Annotated in this window: 12 protein-coding genes; 11 read left to right on the top strand and 1 reads right to left on the bottom strand. The window is 38.5% G+C overall.

Annotated features, from left to right (window positions below):
* Nucleotides 1-133: 133 nt before the first annotated feature.
* Nucleotides 134-2,506 carry a phosphoenolpyruvate synthase gene (gene ppsA, locus ACNART_RS00550; RefSeq protein ID WP_198619613.1) on the top strand — a complete coding sequence of 791 codons (2,373 nt, stop codon included), beginning with the start codon at nt 134-136 and terminating at the stop codon, nt 2,504-2,506.
* A gap of 455 nt (nt 2,507-2,961) precedes the next feature.
* Here the strand turns inward: ppsA and ydiK are convergent, their stop codons facing one another.
* A complete protein-coding gene (gene ydiK, locus ACNART_RS00555; RefSeq protein ID WP_198619612.1) occupies nt 2,962-4,074 on the bottom strand; it encodes an AI-2E family transporter YdiK in 1,113 nt (370 codons plus the stop codon).
* Between the two features lie 216 nt (nt 4,075-4,290).
* Between ydiK and ACNART_RS00560 the strand changes: the two genes are divergently transcribed.
* The 10 genes from ACNART_RS00560 (at nt 4,291) to ACNART_RS00605 (ending at nt 15,665) form a co-directional block, all read left to right on the top strand.
* On the top strand, nt 4,291-7,347 hold the full coding sequence (locus ACNART_RS00560; RefSeq protein ID WP_198632650.1) for an FAD-binding and (Fe-S)-binding domain-containing protein: 3,057 nt from the start codon (nt 4,291-4,293) through the stop codon (nt 7,345-7,347).
* Nucleotides 7,344-7,757: a 1,4-dihydroxy-2-naphthoyl-CoA hydrolase gene (gene menI, locus ACNART_RS00565; RefSeq protein WP_198632649.1), complete on the top strand. Its 414-nt coding sequence runs from the start codon at nt 7,344-7,346 to the stop codon at nt 7,755-7,757. The genes ACNART_RS00560 and menI overlap by 4 nt, the downstream gene beginning before the upstream one ends.
* 172 nt (nt 7,758-7,929) lie before the next feature.
* Nucleotides 7,930-8,550, top strand: a complete 621-nt coding sequence (locus ACNART_RS00570; RefSeq protein ID WP_198619610.1) for a hypothetical protein — start codon at nt 7,930-7,932, stop codon at nt 8,548-8,550.
* Nucleotides 8,551-8,968: 418 nt separating this feature from the next.
* On the top strand, nt 8,969-9,337 hold the full coding sequence (sufA, locus tag ACNART_RS00575) for a Fe-S cluster assembly scaffold SufA (protein ID WP_036913225.1): 369 nt from the start codon (nt 8,969-8,971) through the stop codon (nt 9,335-9,337).
* A gap of 17 nt (nt 9,338-9,354) precedes the next feature.
* Nucleotides 9,355-10,857, top strand: a complete 1,503-nt coding sequence (gene sufB, locus ACNART_RS00580; RefSeq protein ID WP_198619609.1) for a Fe-S cluster assembly protein SufB — start codon at nt 9,355-9,357, stop codon at nt 10,855-10,857.
* Between the two features lie 44 nt (nt 10,858-10,901).
* A complete protein-coding gene (gene sufC / locus ACNART_RS00585; RefSeq protein WP_023582353.1) occupies nt 10,902-11,648 on the top strand; it encodes a Fe-S cluster assembly ATPase SufC in 747 nt (248 codons plus the stop codon).
* Nucleotides 11,623-12,930, top strand: a complete 1,308-nt coding sequence (sufD, locus tag ACNART_RS00590; protein ID WP_368926814.1) for a Fe-S cluster assembly protein SufD — start codon at nt 11,623-11,625, stop codon at nt 12,928-12,930. The genes sufC and sufD overlap by 26 nt, the downstream gene beginning before the upstream one ends.
* An 11-nt stretch (nt 12,931-12,941) precedes the next feature.
* Nucleotides 12,942-14,180 (top strand): cysteine desulfurase SufS, encoded by a 1,239-nt coding sequence (gene sufS, locus ACNART_RS00595; protein WP_198619607.1) that lies wholly within the window; start codon nt 12,942-12,944, stop codon nt 14,178-14,180.
* A gap of 21 nt (nt 14,181-14,201) precedes the next feature.
* Nucleotides 14,202-14,630: a cysteine desulfuration protein SufE gene (gene sufE / locus ACNART_RS00600; RefSeq protein ID WP_198619606.1), complete on the top strand. Its 429-nt coding sequence runs from the start codon at nt 14,202-14,204 to the stop codon at nt 14,628-14,630.
* A 117-nt stretch (nt 14,631-14,747) separates the two neighbouring features.
* Nucleotides 14,748-15,665, top strand: a complete 918-nt coding sequence (locus ACNART_RS00605) for a L,D-transpeptidase family protein (protein WP_198625573.1) — start codon at nt 14,748-14,750, stop codon at nt 15,663-15,665.
* Nucleotides 15,666-15,706: the final 41 nt, after the last annotated feature.

The raw sequence follows: 15,706 nt of genomic DNA on the forward strand, positions 1-15,706 counted from the left end.
AGTTTTCTGGTTGATCGATTCACCTTTCTATATTCAGCATCACATTGTGATACGCTTATTTCAGTTGTCGTTTTGACAGCGGGTTTTTCTTTTTTTCTCTCTCTCATAATTGTTTAAAAAAGGATTGTTCTCAATGTCCAGCAATAGCCTCACCCCGTGCAATGTGCTTTGGTATAACCAATTAGGTATGAATGACGTTGATCGTGTTGGTGGGAAAAATGCTTCCCTCGGTGAAATGATCACAAACCTAGCGGAACTGGGTGTTTCTGTTCCTAATGGGTTTGCTACCACAGCGCAAGCGTTTAATGATTTTCTGGAACAGAGCGGTATCAATCAGCGTATTTATGAATTGCTTGATAGCGTTGATGTTGATGATGTTAATCAACTGGCTCAAGCAGGTAATCAAATTCGCCAGTGGGTAATTGATACACCTTTTACGCCTCAGTTTGAAAAAGATATTCGCGATGCTTATCTCACATTAAGTGAAGGTGAATCTGAAGCTTCATTTGCCGTTCGTTCATCTGCGACTGCAGAAGATATGCCTGATGCTTCTTTTGCAGGTCAACAAGAGACGTTTTTAAACGTTCAAGGTATTGATGCCATACTCGTTGCAATCAAACATGTATTTGCCTCGTTATTTAACGATCGAGCAATCTCTTATCGTGTTCACCAAGGTTATGATCATCGTGGTGTTGCATTATCTGCGGGTGTTCAACGTATGGTGCGTTCTGATCTTGCTTCTTCGGGTGTGATGTTTACTATCGATACTGAATCTGGCTTTGATCAAGTTGTCTTTATTACATCAGCTTATGGTTTAGGTGAAATGGTAGTACAGGGGGCTGTTAACCCGGATGAGTTCTATGTACACAAGCCAACTTTAGCAAAAGGTTTACCTTCTATTGTTCGTCGTAATCTTGGCTCTAAAAAGATCCAAATGGTTTACGCGGATAGCGTTGAACATGGTAAACAAGTTCGTATCGAAGATACACCAGAGTCACTGCGCAATCGTTTCTCTTTGACTGATCATGAAGTTCAAGAGCTGGCTAAACAAGCTGTATTGATTGAACGTCACTATGGTCGTCCAATGGATATCGAATGGGCTAAAGATGGACATAATGGCCGTTTATACATTGTTCAGGCACGTCCAGAAACAGTTCGTTCTAACCAACAAGTTATGGAGCGCTATCAGTTAAATGAAAGTGGCTCTGTTATTATTGAAGGTCGTGCTATTGGTCATCGTATTGGTACAGGTGCCGTTAAAGTTATTCATAACTTAAGTGAGATGGATAGAATTGAAGCGGGTGATGTGCTGGTTACTGACATGACAGACCCAGATTGGGAACCTATCATGAAAAAAGCCTCTGCGATTGTAACTAACCGTGGTGGTAGAACATGTCACGCTGCAATTATTGCCCGTGAATTGGGTATTCCAGCTGTTGTAGGTTGTGGTGATGCAACAGAATGTATTGCTGAAGGAGAAGTTGTAACCGTTTCTTGTGCTGAAGGTGATACAGGATTTGTTTACGATGGCAAACTGGATTTTTCTATTCAAAGCTCCGCAATCGATAATATGCCTGAATTAGGGCTCAAAATTATGATGAACGTCGGCAATCCTGATCGTGCATTCGATTTTGCTGGCCTACCAAATGATGGTGTCGGTCTTGCACGTTTAGAATTTATTATTAACCGCATGATTGGTGTGCATCCTCGTGCATTATTAGAGTATGACGACCAAACTGAAGCACTGAAAGCCGAAATCAATGAAATGATGGCGGGCTATGAATCTCCAGTTGAGTATTACATCAGTAAACTAACGGAAGGGATTGCAACATTAGCAGCGGCATTCTGGCCTAAACGCGTTATTGTTCGTTTATCTGACTTTAAATCTAACGAATATGCCAACTTAGTAGGGGGCGATCGTTATGAGCCAGATGAAGAGAACCCAATGCTAGGATTCCGTGGTGCGGGTCGTTATGTTTCTGACGATTTCCGTCGCTGCTTCTCCCTTGAGTGTGAAGCAGTCAAACGTGTTCGTAATGATATGGGTTTAGAAAATGTTGAAGTCATGATCCCATTTGTTCGTACTGTACGCCAAGCTGAAGAAGTGATTGACGAATTAGCGGCAAACGGTCTGAAACGAGGTGAGAACGGCTTAAAAGTCATTATGATGTGTGAAATTCCATCAAATGCCTTATTAGCGGATAAATTCTTAGAACACTTTGATGGTTTTTCTATCGGCTCTAACGACATGACCCAATTAACATTAGGTCTTGACCGAGATTCAGGTGTGGTTTCTGCACTGTTTGATGAACGCAATGATGCAGTGAAAGCCTTATTATCAATGGCAATCCAAGCCGCAAAACGTAATGGAAAATATGTGGGTATTTGTGGTCAAGGACCTTCTGATCATGAAGATTTCGCACAATGGCTAATGGAAGAGGGAATTGATAGTTTATCGTTAAACCCAGATACCGTAATTAAAACTTGGGTAAAATTAGCACAATAGAATTAATATCATCGTTATAAATAAAAAGCTCACAATATTATGTGAGCTTTTTTTATACAATTATTAAATAATAGGCAAAAAAAAAGCCTATCATCGGCTGACAGGCAAAGACTACACACAGCAATATTTTATATTCTTTAATCCCGCCAATTAATCTATTAATATGAACGGCGAAATTATTAATTCGATGAAACATTTGTTTCGTTGATATTTATATTAAGAGAAATGCGTTAATTATGCTCTAAGAATTATCTCAATAAAAAGAATATTGGTTTATTTAAAATTGAATATAACTTGCTGGTAACAAACAGGTTTAAAAAAATGTAATTTGTTTCAAGATGTAAGTTTTAATATAGAAATATAATGATTTATTCCTAAATTGATAATCTTTATTAAACTTTGCTCTGTTATTTTTAGAGCATGTAAGTAGCTACACTTACATGCTCCATTATTATTTATTCTTTTTCGATAAAGTTTTTATTCATAAATTCTACTGTTTCAGTTAAATCAGGATTAGGTTTTGGTACTTCATTAATCCATGCATTTAATAAACTATGTGCAACAGCGAGAACAACAGGGCCAATAAATAAACCAATCATACCTAATGTTAAAATCCCACCAATAACGCCTGTGAGAATTAATACCATAGGCAAATCAGCACCCATCTTGATTAAATAAGGTCGTAATACGCCATCCATTGTTGCAACAACCCCCCCCCAAATCACCATGACAATGCCCCAAGTGGTATCACCCGTCCAAAATAGCCATAAAATTGAAGGGATCAATACTAATAAAGGACCTAATTGAGCAAGGCAGCAAATAAACATAAGGACGGTTAATACCGTAGCATAAGGTACGCCAGATACAGCAAGGCCGATACCACCAACAATAGCCTGAATTAAGGCAGTTAAAACCACACCTAATGCAACGGCGCGAATAGACATAGAAGCAAGTAAGATTGCGGCATCCCCGCGTTGGCCTGCTAAGCGAATAGCAAAATGACGCAACCAAGAAACGACATTTTCACCTTGTAAAAACAGTAAGCCAGAAAATAACAACATCACCCCCAAATGTAGGGCAAATCGACCAATATTTAAGGCTTGAGCAAAAAACCAGTTTGCAGCTTGCCCAACATAAGGTTGGATTTTTGAGATTAGCGCATTACCCCCTGAGACAAGAATAGAGTGCCATGTATCATAAAGCTTACTCCCTATCATAGGGACATCGTTAAGCCATAATAATTGCGGTGGTTGAATATTCGATGGTGATTTCGCTAATTCAATTAAGGGGGCACTATTATCAATGACGCTACTAATTAATAAGATAATAGGGATAACGAAGATCAGTAATATCAAAATCATCATTATCATGGTTGATAGCCAACGATATTTTACCCGTTTTTCAATAATAAGAAGTAAAGGCCACGTTGCTACAACAATCATTCCAGCCCAAATGAAACCCACAATAAAGGGGTTTAGGATCCAAAAACTGGCGATAATAAAAAAAGAAATAAAAAGAACAGTGAATAAAACTTTGGGTATATCTGTATGGATCTGCGGTTTTTCCATGGTTTTAAATCCCTACACGAATAAAAATGCTAGAAGCAGATGAATAAACATTGCAAATATCACGTTGTTTATATCACTACGCAATTTGCCAGAATTGTATGATAAGGTGAACAGGTATCGGTCTGAAAGTACAAAATGAGGCAAAGTACCTCTTAGCATACATTTCAACATCTAAAATTAAGCAATGTGGACTATTAGATTAAAGAGCTATAACAAATGATCCCACGTATATCGCAAGCACCGCAAGTCAGTGAACTCACAACAGAATTTCTTGATACCCTTCGAAAAAACGGTTTTACCGGTGATATCTCGAGCAGTTACGCTGACAGACTCACTATGGCAACAGATAATAGTATTTACCAGTTATTGCCACAGGCGGTTGTTTTTCCTCGCTCAACAGCCGATGTAACTATTATTGCTCGCTTAGTTGATGAACCTCGATTTCATTCTCTTTCTCTGACTCCAAGAGGAGGAGGAACAGGGACTAATGGACAGGCTTTAACAGATGGCATTGTCGTCGATTTATCTCGCTATATGAAACGTATTATCGAGATAAACCCAGAAGAACGTTGGGTAAAAGTGGAAGCTGGTGTCATTAAAGATGAATTAAACCTCTTTTTAAAACCGTATGGCTTCTTTTTTGCACCTGAGCTATCTACCAGTAACCGCGCCACATTAGGTGGAATGATCAATACCGATGCATCAGGGCAAGGTTCAATGGTTTATGGTAAAACCTCTGATCACGTTCTCGGTGTTAGAGCAGTTTTATTAGGTGGTGAACTGCTTGAAACGCGGGCTATGGATACCGCGTTAGCAGAAAATATTGCCCAAGAGAGCTCTGCAATCGGTAAAGTTTATCGTACCGTTTTATCTCGTTGCAAAGAGCAGCGAAAGCTTATTCTTGAAAAATTTCCTAAATTAAATCGCTTTTTAACTGGGTATGATTTACGTCATGTCTTTAGTGATGACATGAAACGATTTGATTTAACAAGAATTTTAACAGGCTCCGAAGGAACACTTGCGTTTATTACTGAGGCAACGCTGGATATCACGCCAATTCCTAAACAGCGCAGTCTAGTCAATGTAAAATACGATTCTTTTGACTCAGCATTACGTAATGCACCTTTCTTAGTTAAAGCGAATGCACTTTCTGTTGAAACTGTTGATTCCAAAGTCTTAAATCTTGCTCGTGAAGATATTGTGTGGCACTCCGTCAAAGAGTTGATCACTGATATACCTGATAAAGATATGCAAGGCCTTAATATTGTTGAATTTGCAGGTGATGATGAAAATCTTATCGCATCACAAGTCGTATCATTATGCCAACGCTTAGATTTATTAATGAAAGAAGGTCAGAGTGGTGTTATCGGTTATCAAGTCTGTGAAGATCTGGCAGATATAAACCGTATTTATGCCATGCGTAAAAAAGCGGTTGGTTTATTAGGTAATGCAAAAGGGCAAGCAAAGCCAATTCCTTTTGTAGAAGATACCTGTGTGCCACCAGAGCATCTTGCTGATTATATTACAGAATTTAGAGCATTACTTGACAGCCATCAGCTCAATTATGGCATGTTTGGACATGTTGACGCAGGCGTATTGCACGTAAGACCTGCGCTTGATATGTGTGATCCACAACAAGAATTATTGATGAAATCCATCTCAGATGACATTGTCACGTTAACAGCCAAATATGGTGGGTTACTCTGGGGGGAACATGGAAAAGGCTTTAGAGCGCAATACAGCCCCGAATTTTTCGGTGAAACGCTCTATCATGAACTGCGTCAAATCAAAACGGTGTTCGATCCTCGAAATAGACTGAATCCTGGGAAAATATGCCCTCCATTAGAGGTCGATGAACCTATGAAGCAGGTTGATACTATCAAACGAGGTACTTTTGATCGCACAATTCCTTTATCTGTGCGTCAAGATTTTAAGGGTGCATTAGATTGTAATGGTAATGGACTTTGCTTTAACTTTGATGCCAAAAGCCCAATGTGTCCTTCAATGAAAATCAGTGGGCAACGCATTCATTCGCCGAAAGGACGAGCGGCACTTGTAAGAGAGTGGCTACGCTTATTAACAGAGCAAGGCGTTAGCCCAAAACAACTTGAATCTAGCCTAGAAAATAACAAACCTAGCTTAAGAGGTTTAATCGAGAAAACACGTAATACTTGGAAAGCCAAACGTGGCGAATATGACTTTTCTCATGAAGTTAAAGCTGCAATGAACGGTTGTTTGGCTTGTAAAGCTTGTTCAACGCAATGTCCGATTAAAATTGATGTACCATCGTTTCGTTCTAAGTTTACTGAACTTTATCACCAGCGTTATTTACGTCCGTTAAAAGACCATATTGTTGCTAATGTTGAATTAACAACGCCGATTATGGCAAAAGCACCGGGATTCTTTAACTTTTTTATGAAGCAACCGTTGGTGCAATCGTTAAGTAAACACGCTATTGGTATGGTCGATTTACCTTTATTGTCATCACCGACATTAAAACAGCAATTGGCTGGGCATAAAGCGTTAGATATGACGTTAGAAGACTTAGAGCGGTTATCTGAAAAGCAACGTAGTCATCATGTGCTGGTGGTTCAAGATCCTTTCACCAGCTATTACGATGCGAAAGTCGTCGCAGATTTTATCAAACTGATTGAAAAAATTGGATTTAAGCCCGTTTTATTGCCATTCTCACCTAACGGTAAAGCACAGCATATTAAAGGTTTTTTACAGCAATTTAGTAAAACGGCGCAAAAAACCTCAACCATGCTTAATCGTGTTGCAAAATTAGGTATCCCTATGGTGGGAGTCGATCCTGCATTAGTGCTTTGTTATCGTGATGAATATCGTGAAATACTGGGTGATAAACGTGGGGATTTTAATGTTCAACTTGTTCATGAATGGCTAAGTAAATTGGTATCTGAGCCAATAGCAGTTCGCGATGATGCTGAAAAATGGTATCTTTTCGGGCACTGTACAGAAGTGACGGCGCTACCACAAAGTATGAAACAGTGGCAGGCTATTTTCCAACGTTATGGGCAGCAACTCGAATTTGTGAGCACGGGATGTTGTGGAATGGCAGGTACTTATGGACATGAACTAAATAATTATGAAAACTCGTTGGGCATTTATCAACTCTCATGGGGTAATGTATTAAAAACATTACCAACAATGCGTTGTTTAAGCACCGGTTACTCTTGTCGTAGTCAAGTGAAACGTATTGATAATATTGAGCTAAAACACCCACTACAGGCACTTTTGGAGATTATGCCATGATATGGAAACGTGAAACGACACTCGAGCATCTTAATCATATTGGGCAAAATAATATGATGAGTCATCTAGGTATTAAATTGACCTGCCTTGGTGATGATTATCTTGAAGGAACAATGCCGGTTGATCATCGTACTAAGCAGCCTTTGGGGCTTTTGCATGGTGGTGCTTCTGTTGTTTTAGCTGAAACATTGGGCTCTGTTGCGGGTTATCTTTGTACTGAAGGCGAACAGAAAATTGTGGGCTTAGAAATTAACGCTAACCACATTCGTTCTGCTAGAGACGGCAAGGTAAGAGGTGTATGCAAACCTATTCATTTAGGGCGCTCACACCAAGTCTGGTCAATAGAAATATTTGATGATGAAGGTCGTCAAGTGTGTATTTCTAGATTAACAACATCTGTTATTTCTTAAAGAATAAAAAAGACATATGCACAAAGTGAAATACTCGCTTTGTGCGTTTTTTTATGTTTATAGATAATGTCAAAAAGAATAAAAATAGAGAGAAAATAGAATTATTTCTTTATTTAGATTTTATTTTTAATGATAATCATTATCTTCATAATAAAAGATAAGACGATCAATAATGTTAACTATTTCTAAATTCAACACTACAGTATTATTAATTGCAGGTTTATTAATCAGCGGATGCGATAATAATTCTACCTCTGAAACGAGTAATGATATAAGTAATATTCCAGTACAAACTATTTCTGGCTTTAATATGGCTTATCCCACTTCATTTACAATGAGCAGAGAAGATACTGAAAATTATTTTAAATCATTACCAGATAATATTCAGGACGTCACAACAGAAATGATGGTTTATAAATCAGAACCTATTTGTGATTTGACAGAAGTTCGTCTGGTTTATTTTAAAATGATTGATGCAATGAGTTACGATGTGGATGCAGGAGCACAAGGCATAGTTGATAATATTGCGATAATAGATGGTATGAATGAAACATCCACATCGATAAAACCATTAACTATCCCAAATGTGGAAAGCCGACATGTCTTTTTTGAAGGGGAATACGCAAAAGAGAATGTGAGCTATGAAGGTGTTTTAGCGGCTGATCTTAAAACGAACCGAGTATGGCAACTACAATTGATTAGCAACTTCAATAGCCAATCGAACAAACAAAAAAACAGTCAAATCCTTGAATGTACAAACAAATATATTCAAACCATCACTATCAGTAAATAAGTTCAAAGAGCACACAATCCAATAAGAGGTCATCACATAAGTGGTGCTATCTTATCCTTCATAATAAGCATAAAAGTGAATGTGAACAGAGCTAATAGGCTGTAATGTAAAAACACATTTTTATGCTTTTTTCTCTAAATTTCAGTGATAACATATAAAGTGTATTTATATTGCAACTTATATGCGTATTGTGCGAAATATAAGAAAAATTAAAAGTTTTATTTTTTGTAATGAAAGAGCAGAAAAGTGTTATATTACATTATGTTAACATTAATTGTTAACAAGGTAATCTCAAAAATAGAACAAAAAATACACATTTATAGAATATCCTTTCAAAAGACATGGTTGAAGTGATAAGGGTTATCATTACCATTAGTGTCAGGAAAGATATCAATCTCCTTTCGAAATGAGGTCAGAAATGACAAACAACGTTGAAACTTTTTCTCTTAATGACACAGCTTGGCAAGGCATTGTATTAACGGATAATGCAGCAAAGCATATCTGCCATTTAGTTGAGAAAAACCCAGAAAAACAAGGGCTTTCCTTAAGTATTAAACCCTCTGGTTGTACAGGGTATGGTTATGTTATTGAACTCGCTACTGCCCCAAATGATGATGATCTTGTTTATGAACATAATGGAGCAAAACTCTTTGTCTCATTAAAAGCAATGCCATTTATCGATGGGTTGGTTGTTGATTATGTTCGTGAAGGACTTAATCAAATGTTTAAATTTAATAATCCTAAAGCTCAAAACGTCTGCGGATGTGGTGAGAGCTTCGGGGTATAACATAGTGAAGTCAGATTATGTCTCAGAGCAATGTTGAAATTGGTGATGAAGTTCAGGGATGGCTAAGCGATCACCACTATAAAGAAGGTTTTTATACCGATATCTCAACCGATACCTTAGAAAAAGGATTAAACGAAGCGGTTGTACGTGCAATATCGGCAAAAAGAAACGAACCAGAGTGGATGCTGGAATTTCGTTTAGATGCTTATCGCCATTGGTTAGAAATGGAAGAGCCTCATTGGCTAAAAGCAGATTATCCATCGCTTAATTATCAAGATTATAGCTATTATTCAGCGCCATCTTGTAGTTCATGTTGCGCTAATGGCAGTTGTGCTGGTGGCGCGAATGAAGCGGTTACGAGTGATAAACAAGCCACGCAAGATTATTTAACCAAAGAAGTTGAAGATGCTTTTAACCAACTCGGTGTGCCTGTAAGAGAAGGGCAAGCCGTTGCTGTTGATGCTATTTTTGATTCTGTTTCCGTTTCAACAACATATCGTGAAGAGCTTGCTGAACATGGCATTATTTTCTGTTCATTTAGCGAAGCTATTCAAGAATATCCTGATTTAGTGCGCCAATATTTAGGCACCGTTGTATCAAGCCATGATAACTACTTTGCTGCATTAAACGCTGCGGTCGCATCTGATGGTACTTTTGTTTATATTCCAAAAGGGGTTCGTTGCCCAATGGAATTATCGACTTATTTTCGTATTAATGCGGCTCAAACAGGTCAATTTGAACGAACTATTTTGGTTGCTGATGAAGGTAGTTACGTTAGTTATATCGAAGGTTGTTCAGCACCTGTTCGTGATAGCTATCAGCTTCATGCCGCTGTGGTTGAAGTTATTATCCATAAAGATGCCGAAGTAAAATACTCTACTGTGCAAAACTGGTTCTCTGGTGGCGATAGTGAAGGCGGCATTCTTAATTTTGTGACTAAACGTGCTATTTGCGAAGGCGAAAACGCCAAAATGTCATGGACGCAATCAGAAACCGGTTCTGCGATCACATGGAAATATCCAAGTGTGATTTTAAAAGGGGATAATTCAAGCGCTGAATTTTTCTCTGTTGCCTTAACCAATGGCAATCAACAAGCAGATACGGGCACTAAGATGATCCATATCGGCAAAAATACCAAATCAACCATTATCTCTAAAGGTATTTCTGCAGGTAAAAGCCAAAACAGTTACCGTGGACTCGTAAAAGTACTCCCTAGTGCGCAAAATGCCCGTAACTTTACCCAATGTGATTCCATGTTAATTGGTACGCAGTGCGGTGCGCATACTTTCCCTTATGTTGAAGTAATGAACAACTCAGCACAGCTTGAACACGAAGCGACAACGTCACGTATTGGTGAGGATCAGTTGTTCTATTGTCGTCAGCGTGGATTAAGCGAAGATGATGCAATCTCAATGATTGTAAACGGATTTTGTAAAGATGTGTTCTCAGAATTACCGCTGGAATTTGCTGTGGAAGCACAAAAATTATTAGCTATCAGCTTAGAACATAGCGTCGGTTAACTATTAACCAAATTCTGAGTATAAAGATACCGAAGGCATATATTATGTTAGAGATTAAAAATTTACATGTCAGTGTTGAAGGCAACGAGATCCTAAAAGGATTAGATTTGCAGGTTCGTGCAGGTGAAGTTCACGCGATTATGGGGCCAAATGGCTCGGGTAAAAGTACCTTATCAGCAACACTTGCTGGTCGTGATGAATATGAAGTCGATGAAGGTTCAATCACCTTTAAAAATAAAGATTTATTGGAATTAGAACCAGAAGATCGCGCAGGTGAAGGCATCTTTATGGCATTTCAATATCCTGTTGAAATACCCGGTGTCAGCAATCAATTTTTCTTACAATCTTCTGTAAATGCAGTGAGAGAATATCGTGGTCAAGAGCCATTAGATCGCTTTGATTTTGAAGACTTTATTGAAGATAAAATTAAATTGCTAGATATGCCACAAGATTTGTTAACACGCTCAGTTAACGTGGGATTTTCTGGTGGTGAAAAAAAACGTAACGATATTTTGCAAATGGCTGCGTTAGAGCCGGAATTATGTATTTTAGATGAAACAGACTCAGGACTTGATATCGACGCATTAAAAATCGTTTCTAATGGTGTTAATAGCTTACGTGATGGTAAACGTGCTTTTATTGTTGTAACACATTACCAACGCATTCTTGACTATATTAAACCTGATTTTGTACATGTGCTTTATCAGGGAAAAATCATTAAATCTGGTGATTTTTCATTGGCGCAAAAATTGGAGGAACAAGGTTATGGCTGGCTTATTGACCCTCAATGAAAAGCGTGAAAAACAGCGCCAAGTTGAACTGCGTAATCAACAAGCATTAAAAACGTTTTCAACGTTATATCATCAACGTAAAGGTGACGAAAATCTGAATGCACGTAATCACTGGTTGCAAGTTGAAAAAATGGGCTTTCCCGCTTATCGTCATGAAGATTGGCACTATACGCCATTAGACGAAACGTTAAGCCAAAGTTATCAACAATTGCCACCTTTTGATGTGCAAAGCTTAATAGCTAAACAAGCTTTATCTTTTGATTGCTATCGTATTGTAATGGTGAATGGCACATTCTCACCGACAGAAAGCAGTAAAGATTTTGGTCCTTATCAAGTGACGTTACTTGATAATCAAAGTGAATTACCTACAGCGGTAAATGGTGAAATTTTCCTGCATTTAGTTGAAAGCTTAGCGCCACATCCTTTGTTGATTACCCTGAAAGCGGGTGTTATTGCGGATAAACCACTTTATATCCTCAATATTACTCAAGGTGATCAAAGCGCAGAGGTAAATAGTGCAAATTATCGTTTTCACCTTGATGTTGGTGCAAATACTCAGATGCAAGTGGTAGAGCATTATATCAGCAGTGACAACGAAAACCGTCACTTTACAGGGGCAAGATTAACCGCAACGATTGGTGATAATGCCTCTTTTAACCATATCAAATTAAGTTTTGAGAATAGCGTAAGTCAGCATTTTGCTCATAACGATCTGACAATAGGGCGTGATGCTCGTGTCAATAGTTATGCTTTCTTATTAGGCGCTAAACTTAGTCGTCATCACACGAGTTCGGCACTAAAAGGTGAAAATACAGAGCTTTCAATGAATAGCGTTGTATTACCTAAAGCAGGCGAAATAGCGGATACCCGTACATGGCTGGTTCATAGTGAGAAAAATTGCCAGAGTCGTCAACTGCATAAAAGTATTGCGATGGATGCAGGGAAAGCTGTATTTAACGGTATGATCACGGTGACACCTCAAGCCTTAAAAACAGATGGTCAAATGACTAATAATAATCTGTTGCTGGGTGAGAAAGCGCAAATCGATACTAAACCACAGCTTGAAATCTATGCTGATGATGTGAAATGTAGTCATGGAGCCACTGTGGGGCGAATTGATGATGAGCAACTATTTTATTTGCGTTCACGCGGTATTTCTTTAAGTAACGCACGTAAAATGATCATCCATGCATTTGCGGCTGAATTAACTGAATCGCTAGAAAATAGTGTGATCAAGGCGCATGTATTAGACAGAATTAATCAGCGCTTATTAGAGGTATAAAATAGGGCATTATGACGCATTCCATTGAAAAAGCGCGAGATGATTTTCCAATTCTTTCACAGCAAGTGAAAGAAAAACCACTGGTTTATCTCGACAGTGCCGCAAGTGCTCAAAAACCGGCTTGCGTCATTGAACATGAAAAACAATTTGCCTTAACACAATATGCCGCGGTTCACCGCGGCATTCATACCTTGAGTGCAAATGCGACTACCTTAGTTGAAAATGTCCGTAAAAAAGCCAGTGATTTTTTAGGTGCCAATAGCGAAGACGAGATTATTTTTGTTAAAGGAACAACCGAAGGCATCAACTTAATTGCGAATGTTTATAGCCAACGATTTTTGAATGATGGTGACAATATCATCATCACAGAAATGGAACATCATGCAAATATTGTTCCTTGGTATATGTTGGCAAAACAGTATGGTTTTAATGTTCGTGTGTTACCGCTATTGCAAGACGGCACGCTCGATTTAGCTCAATTACCTCGCTTAATCGACGAACGAACTAAATTATTCAGCCTTACGCACCAATCAAATGTATTGGGCACAGTGAATCCTATCGCTCAAATTATTCGTGATGCTCGCCAATATGCTATTGATCAAGGAGGGGAGCTACATATATTGGTTGATGGGGCGCAAAGTGCTATGCATCAATCGATTAATGTTTCACAACTTGATTGTGACTTTTTTGTTTGTAGCGGCCATAAACTTTATGGGCCTACTGGCATTGGTTTGCTGTATGGTAAAAAAGCGATACTGGATGAATTACCGCCTTGGGAAGGCGGTGGCGCAATGATAAAACATGTTCATATTAATGGTGATATTACCTACGCAGATGCACCTTGGCGCTTTGAAGCGGGAACACCTAATATAATGGGAATGATTGGCTTAGGTGCTGCATTAGATTATCTTTCACAGTTAGGTATGAATAATATTGCTGAGTATGAAAATAGTATAATGAAGTATGCCCAAGAGCAGTTGCAAAAAGTAAAATCTTTAACGCTTTATGGCAATGATTCTCGACAAGGTGTGATAGCGTTTAATTTAGGTAAACACCATGCTTATGATGTTGGGGCATTTCTTGATAATTATGGTATTGCGATTCGTACAGGGCATCATTGTGCGATGCCAATTATGGATTATTACCAAGTTCCTGCAATGTGTCGTGCATCTCTTGGTTTATATACCAATAAAAATGATATCGATGCGTTGGTTAATGCGTTATTACGTGTTGAAATGTTATTAGGTTAAAGATTAAAAAAGAGGTTATTCATGGCAGTGGCCAATTTGCCAGATGAAGCAAAATTATTACGCAATTTCTCTCGTTGTCAGGATTGGGAACAACGTTATCTCTATATGATGGAGTTAGGCGAGCGCCTTCCACCATTAACAGATGAACAACGCACTTCAGCTAATTTTATTGAGGGTTGCCAAAGTCAAGTGTGGATCGCTGTTGCTCTTAATGAGAATAAGCAACTGATTCTCGCGGGTGATAGCGATGCAGGCATTGTCAAAGGGCTTGTTGCCTTGGTAATTATCTTATTTCAGGGGAAGACGCTCGAACAAGCATTATCCACAGATGTAAAACAGTATTTTTCATCACTAGCGCTAGAAAGCCACTTAACACCTTCTCGAACTCAAGGCTTGCATGCGATGGTCACGACACTGATTAAGCGTTTTTCAGAATACGCTGTAGCATAAATGTTACCTAATCCCACATTAATGTTCTAAACTGACTTATTATATGAATAGCATAACAATGATAATGTTATCATCATAATAGTCAGTTTATTTTATTTCTAACACACGGGATAAACGATGAATAAATGGTTAACCCTATTGGGAGTATCGCTGTTAGGGATGAACAGCCACTTATCTTATGCGACAGAATACCTGTTACCCACTGATGGTCAGCGTATTATCGGCGAGAATGTTTCGTATATCGTGCCAGATGATAAGCGTTCATTAGAAGCTATTGCGTCTGAATATCAAGTGGGATTGCTTAATATGATGGAAGCAAATCCTGGTATTGATCCGCTTTTACCTGATGCAGGTAAAACATTAAATATTCCATTGCAGATGATTTTGCCTGATACGGTACATAAAGGTATTGTCATCAATCTTGCCGAATTACGTCTTTATTATTACCCGAAAGAGGGTAGCACCGTTGATGTTTATCCTATCGGCATTGGTCAATTAGGACGAGAAACGCCTGAAATGGTGACGTCTATTTCTCAGTTGATTAAAGATCCTACATGGACTCCAACGGCCAATATTCGTAAAAACTATGCAGCAAAAGGGATCTCGCTCCCTGCGGTCGTTCCTGCTGGCCCTGAAAATCCAATGGGAGCTTATGCATTAAGATTAGCTCATAGTCGTGGCGAATATTTAATTCACGGTACAAATGCAGATTTTGGTATTGGATTAAGAGTGAGTTCAGGTTGTATTCGTTTAAGACCAAATGATATTGAAACCTTGTTTAATGTGGTTCCTAAAGGCAGTCGTGTTCAAATTATCAATAAACCGATTAAATTTACTGAAACTGCTGATGGCAGACAGTTTATTGAAGTCCATCAGCCATTATCACGTAATGAAAATGATGATCCACAAACCATGCCTCTTACATTCACGAAACAATTCAATACTTGGTATGAAAGTGGCAAAGTCGATAAAAATAAAGTCGATGCAGAGCTTATTCGACGTTCAGGTATTCCTGTAGAGGTTACAGCCTACTAAGATTGGATGATATTGTAAAAAAACAGATGCTTTAAGCATCT

The organism is Proteus sp. LHD240705, assembly GCF_047921555.1.
Classification (GTDB): Bacteria; Pseudomonadota; Gammaproteobacteria; order Enterobacterales; family Enterobacteriaceae; genus Proteus.

What these genes read in the sequence shown, in the direction of transcription:
- ACNART_RS00570 (WP_198619610.1), top strand. Translation starts at nt 7,930, where the DNA reads ATGTTAACTATTTCTAAATTCAACACTACAGTATTATTAATTGCAGGT.
- ACNART_RS00560 (WP_198632650.1), top strand. Translation starts at nt 4,291, where the DNA reads ATGATCCCACGTATATCGCAAGCACCGCAAGTCAGTGAACTCACAACA.
- sufC (WP_023582353.1), top strand. Translation starts at nt 10,902, where the DNA reads ATGTTAGAGATTAAAAATTTACATGTCAGTGTTGAAGGCAACGAGATC.
- sufD (WP_368926814.1), top strand. Translation starts at nt 11,623, where the DNA reads ATGGCTGGCTTATTGACCCTCAATGAAAAGCGTGAAAAACAGCGCCAA.
- menI (WP_198632649.1), top strand. Translation starts at nt 7,344, where the DNA reads ATGATATGGAAACGTGAAACGACACTCGAGCATCTTAATCATATTGGG.
- ydiK (WP_198619612.1), bottom strand. Translation starts at nt 4,074, where the DNA reads ATGGAAAAACCGCAGATCCATACAGATATACCCAAAGTTTTATTCACT.
- ppsA (WP_198619613.1), top strand. Translation starts at nt 134, where the DNA reads ATGTCCAGCAATAGCCTCACCCCGTGCAATGTGCTTTGGTATAACCAA.
- sufE (WP_198619606.1), top strand. Translation starts at nt 14,202, where the DNA reads ATGGCAGTGGCCAATTTGCCAGATGAAGCAAAATTATTACGCAATTTC.
- sufA (WP_036913225.1), top strand. Translation starts at nt 8,969, where the DNA reads ATGACAAACAACGTTGAAACTTTTTCTCTTAATGACACAGCTTGGCAA.
- sufB (WP_198619609.1), top strand. Translation starts at nt 9,355, where the DNA reads ATGTCTCAGAGCAATGTTGAAATTGGTGATGAAGTTCAGGGATGGCTA.
- ACNART_RS00605 (WP_198625573.1), top strand. Translation starts at nt 14,748, where the DNA reads ATGAATAAATGGTTAACCCTATTGGGAGTATCGCTGTTAGGGATGAAC.
- sufS (WP_198619607.1), top strand. Translation starts at nt 12,942, where the DNA reads ATGACGCATTCCATTGAAAAAGCGCGAGATGATTTTCCAATTCTTTCA.